Origin of the sequence: Streptomyces sp. NPDC019396, assembly GCF_040632375.1 — a bacterium.
Classification (GTDB): Bacteria; Actinomycetota; Actinomycetes; order Streptomycetales; family Streptomycetaceae; genus Streptomyces.
The window spans coordinates 1-14052 of record NZ_JBEYBS010000034.1 but is presented as its reverse complement, the minus strand read 5'-3'; the positions used below and the strand labels follow the sequence as shown (position 1 = coordinate 14052).

General features: G+C 68.8%; 14 protein-coding genes. 12 read left to right on the top strand and 2 right to left on the bottom strand.

The features are described from left to right. Positions 1-3: 3 nt before the first annotated feature. Positions 4-228, bottom strand: coding sequence for a hypothetical protein (locus ABZ532_RS28290; RefSeq protein ID WP_361289741.1), 225 nt, complete (start codon positions 226-228; stop codon positions 4-6). A 1146-nt stretch (positions 229-1374) separates the two neighbouring features. Here ABZ532_RS28290 and ABZ532_RS28285 point away from each other — a divergent pair. The 12 genes from ABZ532_RS28285 to ABZ532_RS28230 all read left to right on the top strand — a co-directional run bounded on the left by ABZ532_RS28285 (position 1375) and on the right by ABZ532_RS28230 (position 13385). Beyond that, on the top strand, positions 1375-2346 hold the full coding sequence (locus tag ABZ532_RS28285; RefSeq protein ID WP_361289738.1) for an ABC transporter ATP-binding protein: 972 nt from the start codon (positions 1375-1377) through the stop codon (positions 2344-2346). After that, positions 2343-3383 carry an ABC transporter permease gene (locus ABZ532_RS28280; protein WP_361289735.1) on the top strand — a complete coding sequence of 347 codons (1041 nt, stop codon included), beginning with the start codon at positions 2343-2345 and terminating at the stop codon, positions 3381-3383. The genes ABZ532_RS28285 and ABZ532_RS28280 overlap by 4 nt, the downstream gene beginning before the upstream one ends. Continuing rightward, complete coding sequence (locus tag ABZ532_RS28275; RefSeq protein ID WP_361289732.1) at positions 3380-4714, top strand: YcaO-like family protein; 1335 nt, start codon at positions 3380-3382, stop codon at positions 4712-4714. The genes ABZ532_RS28280 and ABZ532_RS28275 overlap by 4 nt, the downstream gene beginning before the upstream one ends. Before the next feature lie 40 nt (positions 4715-4754). Continuing rightward, positions 4755-5468: a TOMM precursor leader peptide-binding protein gene (locus tag ABZ532_RS28270; protein ID WP_361289729.1), complete on the top strand. Its 714-nt coding sequence runs from the start codon at positions 4755-4757 to the stop codon at positions 5466-5468. A 9-nt stretch (positions 5469-5477) separates the two neighbouring features. Then, entirely contained in the window at positions 5478-7154 is a 1677-nt protein-coding gene (locus ABZ532_RS28265; RefSeq protein WP_361289727.1) for a hypothetical protein, read from the top strand. Positions 7155-7165: 11 nt separating this feature from the next. Further along, the gene (locus ABZ532_RS28260; protein WP_361289724.1) at positions 7166-7906 is read left to right on the top strand and encodes a nitroreductase family protein; all 741 of its coding nucleotides are present in this window, start codon (positions 7166-7168) and stop codon (positions 7904-7906) included. A 118-nt stretch (positions 7907-8024) separates the two neighbouring features. Further along, entirely contained in the window at positions 8025-8198 is a 174-nt protein-coding gene (locus tag ABZ532_RS28255) for a thiocillin family RiPP (protein WP_361289721.1), read from the top strand. A gap of 38 nt (positions 8199-8236) precedes the next feature. Then, positions 8237-8413 carry a thiocillin family RiPP gene (locus ABZ532_RS28250; RefSeq protein WP_107081315.1) on the top strand — a complete coding sequence of 59 codons (177 nt, stop codon included), beginning with the start codon at positions 8237-8239 and terminating at the stop codon, positions 8411-8413. Between the two features lie 60 nt (positions 8414-8473). Next, a complete protein-coding gene (locus tag ABZ532_RS28245; protein ID WP_361289718.1) occupies positions 8474-8653 on the top strand; it encodes a thiocillin family RiPP in 180 nt (59 codons plus the stop codon). A 105-nt stretch (positions 8654-8758) separates the two neighbouring features. Next, the gene (locus tag ABZ532_RS28240) at positions 8759-9937 is read left to right on the top strand and encodes a PqqD family peptide modification chaperone (RefSeq protein WP_361289715.1); all 1179 of its coding nucleotides are present in this window, start codon (positions 8759-8761) and stop codon (positions 9935-9937) included. Between the two features lie 116 nt (positions 9938-10053). Continuing rightward, positions 10054-12519, top strand: coding sequence for a lantibiotic dehydratase (locus ABZ532_RS28235; protein WP_361289713.1), 2466 nt, complete (start codon positions 10054-10056; stop codon positions 12517-12519). After that, positions 12516-13385 carry a lantibiotic dehydratase C-terminal domain-containing protein gene (locus ABZ532_RS28230; protein WP_361289710.1) on the top strand — a complete coding sequence of 290 codons (870 nt, stop codon included), beginning with the start codon at positions 12516-12518 and terminating at the stop codon, positions 13383-13385. The genes ABZ532_RS28235 and ABZ532_RS28230 overlap by 4 nt, the downstream gene beginning before the upstream one ends. Positions 13386-13735: 350 nt before the next feature. Here ABZ532_RS28230 and ABZ532_RS28225 read toward each other — a convergent pair. Next, the coding region (locus ABZ532_RS28225; RefSeq protein WP_361289707.1) for a hypothetical protein at positions 13736-14052 on the bottom strand (317 nt) is incomplete at its 5' end.

The following is a 14052-nucleotide window of genomic DNA, read 5'->3' as shown; positions in this document are numbered from 1 at the left end:
CCCTCATCGGCGATCGCCACCAGACGGTTCCTTCAATGCCTCGGCCCGGGCAGCGAGATACTCGGCCCAGTCACGTCGGGCGTAGGCGACCCAGCGGAGCGCGGTATGGCGGTGCATCCCGGTCACGTCAGCGAGGGTCGGGCTGGGGAGATCAGGAGCGAGGGCGGCCAGCGCCGCGTTGCGGGCGGTGCGGACCGGGATGCCATGGCGACCCAGCTTCTGGGTCATGCCGTGCGTCGAGATCGGCTTGCCCGGGACCATTCCCGGGAAGAGCCACCGAGGCCCCTGAGCGGACTCGCGAGAGCTGTGGCCGCAGTTGGGGCTGTTCGGCGAGATGTCGAAGGAGTCCGGCGAGCCGTGGCGGCAGCAGGACGGGGTGGGCCCAGGACCAGGTGGGTGTGCTCGTCGCCGAACTTGAGGTGCTCAGGCGTCAGATGGCGGACACGCTCGGTGGACGGGCCGAACAGCAGGGTGATCGCGCCGGCCGCCCGGGCATCCGTAGGCAGGGCATCACCGAAAGACTCGACAGCGGAACCCCGGACAGATCCTGCGCTCCCGGGGGGCTTCTTCCGCCGGCGAGCCGCCCCCCACGTGACCGGCGCCCGAAGCGCGCCGGTGGCCATCCTGGGATCTCCGGTGCGGCGAGTGGCCTGCCACCACCACCCGGTTGCTCGATCTCGTGGACGGATTCCGGGAAGGCTGGCTGCCGGAAGGGAAAATTGTTGCTTTGTCTGAGGAGTCCGGATGCGTGCGGCTTGCACCGACAGGCTTTCTCGCCGTGGTGTTGACAGCGCTTGCGCCGAGATGGAGCGCTTGAGCGCTATGAGGGCGTTCCGGACGCGCCATGACCGAAAGTTTCTGTCATGGCGGCGAAAGATCGCTTGCGCATGATCACCTTCGGGGTGCAAGATGTATGCAGAAGCGCGAAGACCAACGCGCTCCTGAGTGGGCCTGCAGGTCCACCGAACGCAACACGGGGGAATTACAACAGTGGACTACCACTATGACGTGCGCCCTGCTGCGCACTCTGCACCGCGAGTATTCACCGCGCGTCCTGTCCTGACGGTATCTCACATCGGATAGGCGTCGCCGCTGAAGCGATGGGCGAGAAGTGCCTCGCCGCACATCGTCCGGCCTTCATCCCTGAGCTCAACAGTCAGCGTCATACGCGTTGACGTGCGCTGTTGCCTGACGTTTCGTCACACCTTGCCCTGCCATGCCCTCGCCCGGCCCGGCGCTGTTTCAGGCATTGGTGAGTAGCTCCGGAAATGGGTGCGTTGCGCCAGGGTGTGCGCTGAGATCGGCATGCCCTCGGGTTTTCGGCCCGTCCAGCAAGAAGCAGGATACGTCTCTTGTTGAAGAATCAGAGAGTACATGGAATCCGTAATTGGCCATGACAGGGTCGCAGTCCTCGATAAACTCTCCAAGAGTTACGGAAGTCGAAGAGCGCTGGATTCAGTGACCTTCGACGTGCGCAATGGGGAAGTGTTTGGACTGCTCGGGCCGAATGGAGCGGGTAAAACCACCCTTTTGGAGTGCCTGACCGGTCTACGTCGCCCGACTGCGGGCTCAGTGGAAGTTCTGGGGCACGCACCCTCAGCGCCTGAACTGCGGCGCGTCATGGCGGTGCAGCCCCAGGAGGCGGCACTGTTTCCGCAGCTGACGGTCCGGGAGACGGTCACCCTTTGGGCCTCCTTCTACGGGGAACATGACGACATCGACGACGTCCTGGAACGCGTGGGTCTTCTGAGCGAGGCGTACCAGCGCGTCAAGGCTCTGTCGGGTGGCCAGGCTCGCCGGCTGCTCCTGGCCGTCACGGTGATCGGCCGGCCGCGCTTCCTCGTACTGGACGAGCCTGCCGCCGGACTCGATCCGCAGGCCAAGGAACACCTGTGGGACGTCATCCGGAAGCAGCGAGAGGCCGGCGGCACCGTCCTGCTCACCACCCACGACATGAACGAGGCCACAGAGCTGTGCGATCGCGTCGCTGTGCTCGTGGGCGGCCGCATCGCCGCCTGCGACACACCCGCGCGGCTGGTGTCAGCCCTGGCCTCCTCCAGCACCGTGACCTTCACGACCCCGGCGCAGACAGACCTCGGAGCGCTTCGTTCCCTGCCGGGAGTGACCGCGGTCGACGTCGGTGCGGTGGCCGCCGGCCACCGCACCGTCCAGCTGCAGACGTCCGACCCGGATGTGACGCTGCGCCGCGTGGCGGCAGACGAGCAGTTGGCCGCCGTGGGTCTCGACATCAGCCGGGGCGGGCTCGAAGCGGTGTTCCGGAGCCTCGCATCGGAGAACTCCCGCCCCGAAGAGGCGGCCGGCACAGGGAAGGAGGGAAACGGATGAGCAGGTCGTCCTCGGTGTTCCGCGAGATGGTCAAGACCAACGCGCGGGAACTGTTCCGCGATGGCAAGACCGCCTTCTTCACGGTGCTCTTCCCGTTGCTCTTCCTCGCCATGTTCCTGGGACTGGGCGTGCTGACCGCCGGAGGGTCCTACCAGATCGCCGTAGCGCCCTCGCCGGACCAGAAGGCTGCCGTCGAAGCGCTCGGGAAAGTCGACGGATTCCACGCGGAACCGTGGAAGAAGGCGGAGCCTCCCGCGGCCGGTGACCTGGCCGGTTACGACGCGATCGTGCGAGTCGAGGGACGGGAGGCCTCGGTCGTCATCGAGCCGTCCAGGTTCGGTGTGCTGAGTGGGATCCGTTCCGCCCTCGCCGACAACGGCGTTGACGAAGCCCGCATGGACTTTCGCACACCTGATGGCGGAGCTCCCTTCGATCCGCTCAAGGCAGCACTGCCCACAGGTCTACTCATGTCACTGATGTCGACGGCCTTCTTCGGCACCGCCACGCCGTTGATCGCGCTGAGGACGCGCGGCACGCTCCGGCTGCTCGGGACCACTCCGCTGAGTCGGCTGACGTTCGTACTCGCCCAGGCACCGGTCCGGCTCGCCCTCGTCGTCGTCCAGCTCGTAGCCCTGGGGACGGTGGCCGTTGCCATGGACTTCGTGCCACTCGCGGACACGCTGCGGCTGATGACAACAGGCATGCTCGGCGCCTTCATGCTCTTCGCGTTCGGCTACCTGATCGCGGCCCGGCTGCGCAACGCAGAGGTGGCCAACGGCCTCCTCGGCCTCCTGATGCCGGTAGTGCTCTTCTTGAGCGGGCTCTTCCTACCCCTGAGCATGCTGCCGTCCGCACTCACGACCGTCTCCGAGGCGCTGCCCACGACCTACCTGGTGGACGCGCTCAACCACGACCTCAACGAGGCCTCCGCCGTGCACAGCCTCACCGTCGACTGGTTGGTCCTCGTAGCCGCGACGGCAGTACTCGGCGGGCTCGCCGCCCGCCTGTTCCGATGGGACCAGGGAGAAGACCGATGAACGCACCCGCGCTGCAGGCCGACCTCGGCAAGCTCACCGACCTCGACGACCTGGTGGGCCCCTACGGTCTGGTGGAGCGGACGCACCGCCTGCCCAACCACGCCGGGGATCCCCGATTCCCGATCTTCTCCGCTTCGTTGGGCGACCTCGCCCAAGTCAGTGGCAACATCGCCGAGTCGACGCGTGGCCGCAGCGCCCGCGGCGAGATGGACGGTGCCGGAGGCGCGGTTGATCCCGAGCGGGCAGCCAGGCTCAGCGTGGCCGAAGCACTGGAGCGCTACGCCACCTCCGTGGTCCAGCCGGAGAACGTGATCTGGGCGACGGCGGACGAGCTCGGCGACGAGGCCCTGGACCTGACCACACTGCCCCGATGCTCCCCGGCGGAGCTGGCCCATCCCAAGGCCCTGACAGTCGACGTCGACACCAAAGCGCCGATGCGCTGGGTACGCGGCTGGTCCCTCACCCGTCGAACGCCCCAGTGGGTACCCGCGGTGGGAGTGTGGATGCACATTCCCCCGCTTTCGAGCGGAGAGCGCTACGCGAACCCGATCTCGACGGGCTGCGCCACGCACACCGATCTCGCGCAGGCTCTGGTGAACGCCGTGTGCGAGGTGGTGGAGCGGGATGCCATCGCTCTGACGTGGTACCAACGGCTTGCCCTGCCGCGGATCGACTTCGACGTGGTGCCGGAGAACCTCGCGCCCTTCCTTCAGAAGTCGCGCAACAGTCTTGTGGAGACCGTCTTCTTCGACGCCACCACGGACCTTGGCATTCCGACGGTGTACTCGGTCGACCTCTCGCCGCACAACGAGGTGCTGGGCCAGATGGTCATGTGCAACACCAGCCTGGACCCCGTCGACAGCGTCGCCAAGATCATCCGTGAGTCGGCGTCCTCGCGCATCGCCATGCAGGTGCCCCGCGAGATGCCCGCGTCGGTGGACGACTTCCTGCACGTCTTCCACGGCGCCGCGTACATGGGCCGCCCGGAGCGGCGAGCGGACTTCGACTTCCTCCTCGAAGGCGACGCCCGCCGTCCCTTCAGCGAGCTGGCAGCCCTCACCACGGGCGACAGCGGCCGGGACCTGGCCCTGCTGGTGCAGCGGTTGAAGGACGCCGGCTGCGACGTGGTTGCCGTGGAATGTACGACGGACGAGGCGCGTGACGTCGGGTTCCGTGTCGTGCGCGTCATCGTCCCGCAGTTGATGCCTCTGTCGTTCACCCACCGCGCCCGCTATCTGGCGCACCCGCGGCTGTACGAAGCTCCGGCCCGTATGGGTCACCCCGTGCGCGGCGAGGCGGACATCAACCCGCACCCCCAGCCCTTCGCCTGATGAGCCACTGAACCTGGCCATGTTCATGAATGGGAAGTCAATGACCAAGGTCCACGTACTCGCCGTCGGTGAGTTCGGTACGGCCGTCGCCGACCGGCTGCATCGTGAACACAGCGACCTCGCGATCTCCTCGTACCGGACCGGCTCGATGGAGGTCTCCGCAGGCTGGCCCGACGCGGACCTGCGCATCCTTGCCTCCTGGCGGGAGACACCGAAGCTCGCCGAAACACTTGACGCACGGTCCGCCGACTGGGGCACCCCGTGGTTTCCCGTCGTCGCCGAGCATCCCCGGCTGCGCGTGGGACCGCTGGTCGTGCCTGGTGCCGGAGCCTGCTACCGCTGCTTCCTCAAGCGACGGGCCCAGCACGAACGGGACGCGGCGCACACCGCGGCGCTGCACGCGCACTACGACGCCGCTCCGGATTCGGGCCCGGGGGGCTTCCTGCCTCACCACGTGGACATGGCCGCCGGTATGGCCCTGGACCTGCTGCGGCGCGTCGAGTCCGGGGACGGCGAGCGCTTCGCCGGAACCGTTCGCCACTGGCAGGTGCTGGAACAGCACCTCTCCGGCGGGCGCGTCGTCGGTGTCCACGCGTGCGACCGGTGCCGCCGTCCCCCGGCCGAGCAGGCCGATTCCACCTGGGCGAGCCTCGCCCGGGATCTGACACCCCTGCTGATCCCCCTCGACGACGGGGCGGCGCCCACTCCCCAGGGCGGGCCGCAGGCCGCGCCGTCGAAGTCCGCTCGCCAGTGAGGTAGTGCCTTGGCCGACAACAAGCTGATATCAGCTGAAGAGATGCGCCGCGCGGTGGCGCAGGACCCTCAGTTCAACGCCCCGGTCCGCCCGGCCCTGTGCCGCGGTCTGGTGGTCGTGCCCTTCGCCGACGGGATCCTCCTCGAAGGCGGCCCCGCCCGGCAGATCCTGAGGGGTGCCGCGACCCGCGAGCTGATCCCGCGGGTACTGCCCCTTCTCGACGGCACGAGGGACGTGCCGGGGGTGGCGGAGCAGGCGAACGTGCCCGTTCAGCACGTGGAACAGGTCGTCGCCCTGCTCTACACCTGCGGGCTTCTGGAGGAGGGCGCCGACCCTGTCGACGAGAGCGCGGCAGACGGCCCCGCGGCGGAGTTCTGGTCGCGCAGCCTGGACTCCACCCGCGTCAACCGCAGCGCAGCCGAGGCGATGCGACGGCTGAGCAGTACACACGTCGTCGTCGTGGCCGGAGGCGACGTCGGCGCCGGGCTCCGGGAGAGTCTGCTGCACAACGGATTCGCTCAGGTCGAACTGGTGTCAGGTGTGGCCGAAGGCACTCCGGACCTCGTCGTCGCCATCGATGAGGACGGCCGGACCGACCTGGGTGAGGCAGCCCGATGGTGTGCCTCCCGTGGCGTCCCGCTGCTTCCCGTGCACCTCGACGGCGGAACTCTGGACATCGGCCCCTACATCGACCCCGAGTTCACTGTCTCCTTCGACGACGCCGACCGTCAGCGCAGCGCGCAGAGTCCGGCTACGAGTAGGGATTCCGCAGCCGACGACACTGCCGTGCGCAGCATGGCCACAGCCCTGGTCGCCGCTCAGGTGACGGCCATCGCGAGCCGGGTCGGATCGGTGTCCGTGCTGCGCGGCATGGTGCGGACTGACCTGGATTCCTGGCGCCAGGACATGTACGTCACGGCTCCCGTGCCGGAATGTACGGACTCCCGGTCCACGCTCACCGCCGCGGATGTGCCGCTCGCTCTCGCCTTTGAGACGTCGGTCGCCTTTCCGCCCAGGAAGCTGCTCAATCCGCGCGACCACCAGATGCACTACAAGCCCGGCAACATCGCCCTCCAGCACGAGAGCAAGCGGTGGCCCAGCGCCCTTACGATCGAACTGCCCCGGGCGGGGATCCACCCCCAGGCGCCCCTGGAGCCGACGGGGGCCCTGGTCCCCGGACGCGTCGGTCTCTCGGAGCTGGCATCCCTTCTGCTGCTCGCCGCCGGACGGCGTGAGGACCCGAGGCCGGGGCCCAGCGTCCCCCGCTGGGCGCCCACCGGAGGCAACCTGGGCTCCGTCACCGCGCACGTCGTGGTCAGGGACGTCGAGGGAGTCCCCGCCGGCGTCTGGGGCTACGACTCGGCTGCCCACCGGCTGGCACGCCTGCCCGACGCCGTGGACCTGGCGCGGCTGCCAGGCAACGACGCGGCGGTGACGCTCGTCCTCACCGGCTCCCTGGCTCGTGTGGCGTCGAAGTACTCCACCTTCGCGTGGCGCATCGTGCACCTCGATGCCGGTGTGGCCGTCGCACAGCTCGCTCACGTGTCCCGGTCCTTCGGCCTGCGGGCCCGGCCGCTGGACCGGTGGGACGACACGACGCTGGCCACGGCCTTCGACCTCGACCTTGATGCAGAGCCCGTCACCGGCGTGCTGGAACTCCGTCCCTCCACCAGAGACGAGGACTGACCTTGCAGACGATGTCACCGCTCCCCGCGCTTCTCGACCACAACGGCCTCATGCGGCAGCTTCAGCTGCGTTCGCGGCTCGATGCGGAGGCTCTGCGTACGGCCCTCGTCGAACCGGCCGCCGAACTGGGCGGGAGGCTCAGGGCGGCGGCCGACGAGCACCCCGACCGAGTCGCCGCCGAGGCAGCACCCGCGAGCGAAGAGCCCCTGGAGTCCCTGCTGCGGCGTCGCGCGTCCACGCGCACCTACGCTCCGACGCCCATCGCCGTCGAGGAGCTTGCGGCCGTTGTCGACCGCGCCGCCTCCTTCGACCGGGACGCCTGGCCCGACCACGACGCGGGGGCCGAACTCGAATTCCTCGTCGCCGCACGGCACGTGACCGGACTGCCTGCGGGGATCTACCTGTACTCGTCGGCCCGCAGCGAATTCGTCCGGCTGGCCGACCTCCCCGCCGGCGACGCGGCCGAGGAACTGGTTCTCCAGCTGGAGTTCGCGCACGCACCCGCGATCGTCATGGTGTGCGGTCCCCTGGCGGCCTCCCTGGACCGCCACGGCGAACACGGCCACCGGCTTTTGCTCACCCGCGCCGGGGCCGCGGCCCACACTGCCTGGCTCACCGCCCTGGACCGCGGACTCGTGGGAAGCATCTTCGCGGGCTTCCTCTCGTCCGCCCTCACACCGCTTGTGCCGGTCGACGGGTACCGCAGCGCCCAGCTCCTCGCATTCGCCTGCGGCCACCCGGCCGACGAGTGACGCCTGATACCCCAAGGCGCACGACACCAGACTCCGCACCCCCACCACGGTGCGGTCATGCGATGGCTCCCGTTCCGGGCGGCCACCGATCAAACACCACACATGAATGGAGGGCGTCATGCCCCACGAGACCGAGCTCATCATCGACCTGTTCGCCGAGGACACCACCTCCCTTACGGTCGACGCGCTGCCCACCGACTCCTCGCTGGCATCGGTCGCCACCGTCGGCACCTTCGGTTGCCTGCTCGGTTCCACCGTCGCCACCAGCGGGACGGCCAGCTCCCAGGGCTGACCCGTCGTCTCAGACACCCCTTCACGAAAGGACATCCCGTGGGAGAGACCACGAACCTCGACTTGTTCGCCGAGGACATCACCAGCGAGCTGACCGCCGAGGTCCTCGACAACGCGGCCCTGCTCGGAACGTGGGGCTCGATCGGCACGTTCGGCAGCGCCACCTGCCCGGCCTCCACTGCCTCAACCGGCGGCAGCGCCTCCTCGTCGGGCTGATGAAGACCACGGCCTCATCGGTGATGCGGCCGACATCCATCAAATGAAAGGGACACCATCATGAACGCGACCGAACTCCAGGACGCGATGATCATCGACCTGTCCGTCGAGGACATGACGGTCGAAACGCTCGGCGACAGCGCCCTGCTGGGCACCGCCGCCTCCTTCGGCACCGCGGCTTCGGCCAGCTGCCCGGCGGCCTGCTTCGGCACCGCCAGCTCCGCCTCCTCGGCCGGCTGATCACCGATCCGCTGATTCCAGGATGAAAACGCGCTGCCCGGCCGGCACTGGCTCAGAGTGCCGGCCGGGCAGCGGCCCCAGCATTATCCCGTCAGGAGGCCCCGCATGCGATCACCTGCCGAGGCCGAGCCCCAACAGGGAGCCTCGCCCCGCAGCAGCGAACCGGTGACCGGGGAGGTGAGCGGGCGGGACACCGCATGGCTCGACACCGAGCCGCTGACTCTCAGGGATACCATCGAACTCACGGACGGCCTGGACGGGCGTCCTCTGCTCTTCGACTCCGACACCGGCAAGTACGTCGCCGTGTCCAAGGCCGGCACGGTCATTCTGTCCCTCTTCGACGGCGAGTCCACCGCCCGGGACATCGTCAGGCGAGTGGCGGCCGCGTCGTCCGCCGACCTGGAGCGCGTCGAAACCGCCGTCGTGCGCTTCCTGACCGAGATCCGACAAGCCGGCGTGCTCACCCTCGCCCCGCAGAGAGAGACACGCCGGGAACAGGTCCTGAAGTACTCGCTGCGGCAGAAGATGCCACGCAAGGCGCTGACCCGTTCCGTACACGTACTGCTCGAACCCGTAACCAACGTGCTCCAGAAGCTGCCCGTGCCCGTGGTGGTAGGCATGTGGATCCTGCTCACGTGCGTGGGACTGGCTACGGCCGGATACGCCCTGGCCACCCGCAGCTTGCCCGAGTACACGGCCTGGTCGGGGCTCGCGGCACTCCTGCTCATCCTGCAGATCACCGTCCACGAGCTGGCCCACGCCCTGGTGTGCCAGTCCCTGCGGGTACCGGTCCGGGAAGCCGGCATCACCCTCATGCTCTACGTCATGCCCGTGGCGTACGTGGACCGCACGGACGCCTATCGGGTGAAGGGCCGGGCGCCCCGGGCGCTCATCGCCCTCGCTGGCCCCATGAGCGATGCCATCTGGGCGGGGATCAACGGCCTGGTCCTGCTCAACACCACTGGGCCCGCGCATGACGTGGCTGGCGCCCTCCTGCAGTTGCAGGTGCTGCTCATGATCGTGAACCTCAACCCGCTGCTCCCCTCGGACGGGTACCACGCCCTGGAATCCGCCATGGGCTCTGTCAACCTGCGTGGCCGGTCCTTCGCGTTCCTCGTCCACCTGATCACCAGGGCACCCCTACCGAGCCACCTGCTCGTGAGCAGCAAGCCCAAGCGAGTCGGCTACTGCGCCTTCGGCATCCTGTGCGCGCTCTACGGAGTGTTCATGGCCGGGGTGATCCTGACGTGGTGGTGGCACCTCATCGGAGGGCTGATCGGATGACTCTGCCGCCGCCCGCGCCGCGGACACTCACCCCACACACCATTCCTACCTCAGCTCTTGCCACCCCGAGCCCCGTCATCTCACCCTCCACGGTGCACCGCGTCAACCAGCTCCCCGTGGAAGCACTGGACCTCGCCCTGCCCCGCACCACGGAATCCCTGCGCCGGGAGACCGCATGCGCTCAGCGGCTCGCCCGACAAGCCGGCCCCCTGAGCGATGCCCTGCACGCCGCCGTTCCCGCGCTCGAGCACGACCCCCGCCTGCGCCGTGCCGCCCTCGACCTGCGTCGCCGCGTGCACAACAGCCGACCGGCACAGCTGCCACAGGACGTCGTCCGCAGCCTGAGCGAACGACTGGACGACACAGCAGGCCGTGCACTGGCCCAGTGGCTCGACGGCATGAGCGAGCTCACCACTCTGAGGGCACAGACCGACGCCCTCTACGAGGAGGAGACCGCCAAGGCCACCGAGCGCCTTCGGTGCGTCCTGTCCGAGCGCGTCTTCGCTCAGGGTCTCGCCCAGGCCAGCCCCCAGCTGCTGAACCATCTGACGTCCAAGCCGCTTGAACCGCACAGCAAGGCGGCCCGGTCGGTGCTCGGCTACGTCTCCCGCGCAGCGGTGAAGACCAGCCCCTTCTCCCGGCTGACGGCCCTCGCCCTCGGAGGCCAGGACGCGGACGGAACGGGTCACAGCTATGTCGACCAACAGCATGTCCATGCCTGGTTGGACGCGCTGGCGCGGGACGAGCGTTTCGCCGATGCCCTCTATGTGGAACCGAACCGGTCGACGCGCCACGTGGAAGGCCGCCTTTACCTGCTGACGCCCACCCACGGAGGACCCGGCGACGCCGCTTGGCGCACGGACTTCCTCACCGACGCCACCCGTTACGGCAGGCTGATCGGCGAGCTCGCCTCCTGGCCCCGCATGTCGATCGCCGAGGCCCTTGCGCGCATCAGCGGCGACGACGCGTTCGGGGGCTTCCTGAGGCTGCTCGACACCGGCCTGCTTCGCCTCGTCCTGCCCTGGTCCCCGACGGAGCAACGCCCTCTGCGCTCCCTCGCCCAAAGCCTCGAAGGCCTTGTCGACCCGGTCGCCCATCGAACCGGCGCGCTGCTGGATCGGCTGGATGAGGAGGCGGCCGGCCTGCACCTGCTGTCCGGCGCCGAGCGTGCCCGCACCCTGGACGCGCTGGCAGACCAGATCCGCTCTTTCCCGGACGACGACCCGCGGCCCTCCGTGCGCTACGCCGTGTACGAGGACGCCGTTTCTGACGTCCCGCTGGACCTGCCCGCCGGGCCGATCCAGGAAGACCTGGCCGAACTGGGCCGGATCATCCGCCCCTACATCTTCCGTTCGCACCTCTACGACTGGCTGCGGGACGAGTTCGTGGCCCGGTACGGCCCCGGAGGACACTGCCCGGACATGTTCGCGTTCCTGTGGGCGGTCGCTTCGGCCCCGGGCTTCGACGGCAATCTCTACCGTGCCCTGCAGAAGGACCACGCCGAATCAGGACGTCCCACCGATCGGGCATGGCTCCCCGTGTCCGCCGGCAGCGCGCCCCCCACGACTGCGGTCTTGTACCAGATTGCGGCGGGCTCCGCTGAGGACGTCCGCCGGGGCGACCACCTGGTCGTGGTGAACCAGTACAACTCGGGGATCGGCGGGCTGCTGGCACGATTCCGCCACGGACTGGACCGCCTGGCGCCCGAGAAGGCCGGACTCACGCACCAGCTACGGGTATGGATCGCCGACCTGTTCCCGCATGCGGCGCCGCACCAGGTCACGTTGTCCGGCGACGTCAACGGGATGCACCACGCGGCCGAGGGTGTCCTCCCGCCGATCCACTGGCCGGGCGAGCCGTCCCACGCGAACGAAGCCCCCCGCGGGGAAGCGGCCACAGCCATGAGGCACTGCCCTGTCACGGACACACTGGAGTTCACGGACCCGGCGGGCATGGCTGTCGCCCCCGTCTATCTGGGGGTCGTACCGCAGCATCTGGTCCCCGGCGTCGCACGCCTCCTGCTGTGCCTCGCGGACCCCTGGGTCAACGGATCACGCCTGTGCTGCACGACGAACCCCGTCGATACTCCTCCGCCGCCCGCCGGTGAGGACATCGAAGTGATCCCGCGAAAGACCCACCAGCGCCTGGTGCTCGGACGTCGTACCTGGCGGTTCGCTCCGGACGTGCTGCCTGCGCCCGCCAAGGGGGAGGCGCCGTCGGCGTTCTTCCGGCGTGTGCACGAGTGGCGCGTCGGCCACGGGCTGCCGGACGAAGTGTTCCTGTCCGTCGAGGCGTCGTCCTGGCCGCCCGTGGCGGTCTCCTCCCAGGGGAAGCCCCTCTGGCTCTCCTTCCGCAGCCCGCATGCTGTCTGGGCAGCGGCACACCACGTCGGGAGGGCCAAGGGCGCGAAAGCCGTCCGGCTCTCCGAAGCGTGTCCTGACCGCACCGCCTACTGGCTGCGTGACAGCGGCGGCCGGCACAGGGCGGCCGAGCACGTCTCACACTTCCGCTGGGAACGTCCCGCACCGGAGGGCTGCCGTAGTGGCGAGACGGAAGCCCAGAGCACGAAGGCAGCACCGTGAACAATCCTTTCCTTGAACCCGACTGGTGGTACGTGCGCCTCTACCCCGGTGGGCTCGACCATCTGGATCCGGCGGTCACCCGGTGCCTGCCACCGCTAGTCGAGTCAGCGGTGGACCACGGCGTCGACCGGTGGTTCTTCATCCAGTACACCGACTGGAAGGGCCCCCACCTCCGACTGCGGGTCCGCGGACCACGGGGCACCGTCGACCGGCTCCACCGGCGCCTGCCCGAGCTCGAACGCGAACTCACCATGCTCGCCCGGGAGCCCGCCCCACACAGGGGGTCCCTGGTGCCACTCGAACTCCGGCCGTTCAGCGGACGCCATTCCGGAGCCGAAGTCGCGCTCTACGAAGCGGAGGAGAGCAAGTATGGCGGCCAGGCCGGCGTCGAGCTCGCCGAAGAGGTATTCCAGTACTCCAGCGAGATCGCCCTGTGGGCAGGCCACCTGCCACGCCACCCGGACCGACCGGCCCTTGGTGTACTGCTACTGCGCGCCTCCGCCGCCGCGTTGAAGGCGCACGACGAGAGCATTGACACCGCCCAGTTCTGGGAACGGCACCTCGCCTGGTGGACGCATGACGCCGGCCGTCAGGCGGAAACACTCCGTGGCCATCTGCGTGCCGCCGCAGAGGCGGATGGCAGGGGAATCGGCGCCAAGGCCGTCGCGATGGGCCTCGACCCAGGCATACGCGCCCGCGCAGAGGGGTGGACGCAGATCCTGGCCGGATACCTGGAGAAGGCCTCAGCCAGCCAGGTGCCCTACAGCGCCGGGCACCTGATATTCCATCAGGCGCACATGATGTGCAACCGGCTCGGAATACTGCCACGGGAGGAAGCTCTGCTCGGGGTCACGGCCGCTGCATGAAGAACCGTCGAAGCCGCGGTGTGACACCCGCACTTGTTGCACAGCCGCGCGGCATCGAGGAGGAGGCAGTTGGATGCCCCGCGTTTCGATGACGGACCGGAGCGGCCGTAAGTGCCTCCTGCTACCGGCACGATCAGGCGCCGCACGCCGCCCCATGCACGATCCGACCGGCCACCCTCCGTCCGGAGGCTCGCTCACCGAGCCGGACGGAAGACGACTTGGGTGAGGACATCCAGCGGATCACCGGAGTTAACGAGCAGAAAGCGTCGGACCGTTCCGCTGTCCGCCACTGTCGAGGGCCGCCAGTCCGCCACTTCCGCCAGCGGCTGAGCAAGGCAGTTGGCAGTCGGTCAAGAACCGCCGTTGCACTTTGACAGCGGAACTGTACGCCCGAGGAACGCCTCGGCGTCGCCCATGAAGGGAATCCACATGAATCGTTCAGTTCGGAAGACAGCAGTCGGCACGATCCTTGCCGCCATTCTTGCCGTTGGCGCCTCGCCGGCATTCGCCGCGTCGGGCAGCACCGACAGCGGACCTGCACTGCGGCCCGTGGCCGATTCCACGAATCTCCGGGCTCTTACAAGATTTTCGTAGCTGGTGATCGCTCGGGTGCGGTTGTCAGCTGAGCAGGATGCGTTGGCGGAGGAGGCGGTGTCCGGCGCGGCCG

Coding starts and splice junctions, on each gene's coding strand:
- ABZ532_RS28290 (WP_361289741.1), bottom strand. CDS start 228: ATGACCCAGAAGCTGGGTCGCCATGGCATCCCGGTCCGCACCGCCCGC.
- ABZ532_RS28285 (WP_361289738.1), top strand. CDS start 1,375: ATGGAATCCGTAATTGGCCATGACAGGGTCGCAGTCCTCGATAAACTC.
- ABZ532_RS28255 (WP_361289721.1), top strand. CDS start 8,025: ATGCCCCACGAGACCGAGCTCATCATCGACCTGTTCGCCGAGGACACC.
- ABZ532_RS28270 (WP_361289729.1), top strand. CDS start 4,755: ATGACCAAGGTCCACGTACTCGCCGTCGGTGAGTTCGGTACGGCCGTC.
- ABZ532_RS28240 (WP_361289715.1), top strand. CDS start 8,759: ATGCGATCACCTGCCGAGGCCGAGCCCCAACAGGGAGCCTCGCCCCGC.
- ABZ532_RS28275 (WP_361289732.1), top strand. CDS start 3,380: ATGAACGCACCCGCGCTGCAGGCCGACCTCGGCAAGCTCACCGACCTC.
- ABZ532_RS28280 (WP_361289735.1), top strand. CDS start 2,343: ATGAGCAGGTCGTCCTCGGTGTTCCGCGAGATGGTCAAGACCAACGCG.
- ABZ532_RS28245 (WP_361289718.1), top strand. CDS start 8,474: ATGAACGCGACCGAACTCCAGGACGCGATGATCATCGACCTGTCCGTC.
- ABZ532_RS28260 (WP_361289724.1), top strand. CDS start 7,166: ATGTCACCGCTCCCCGCGCTTCTCGACCACAACGGCCTCATGCGGCAG.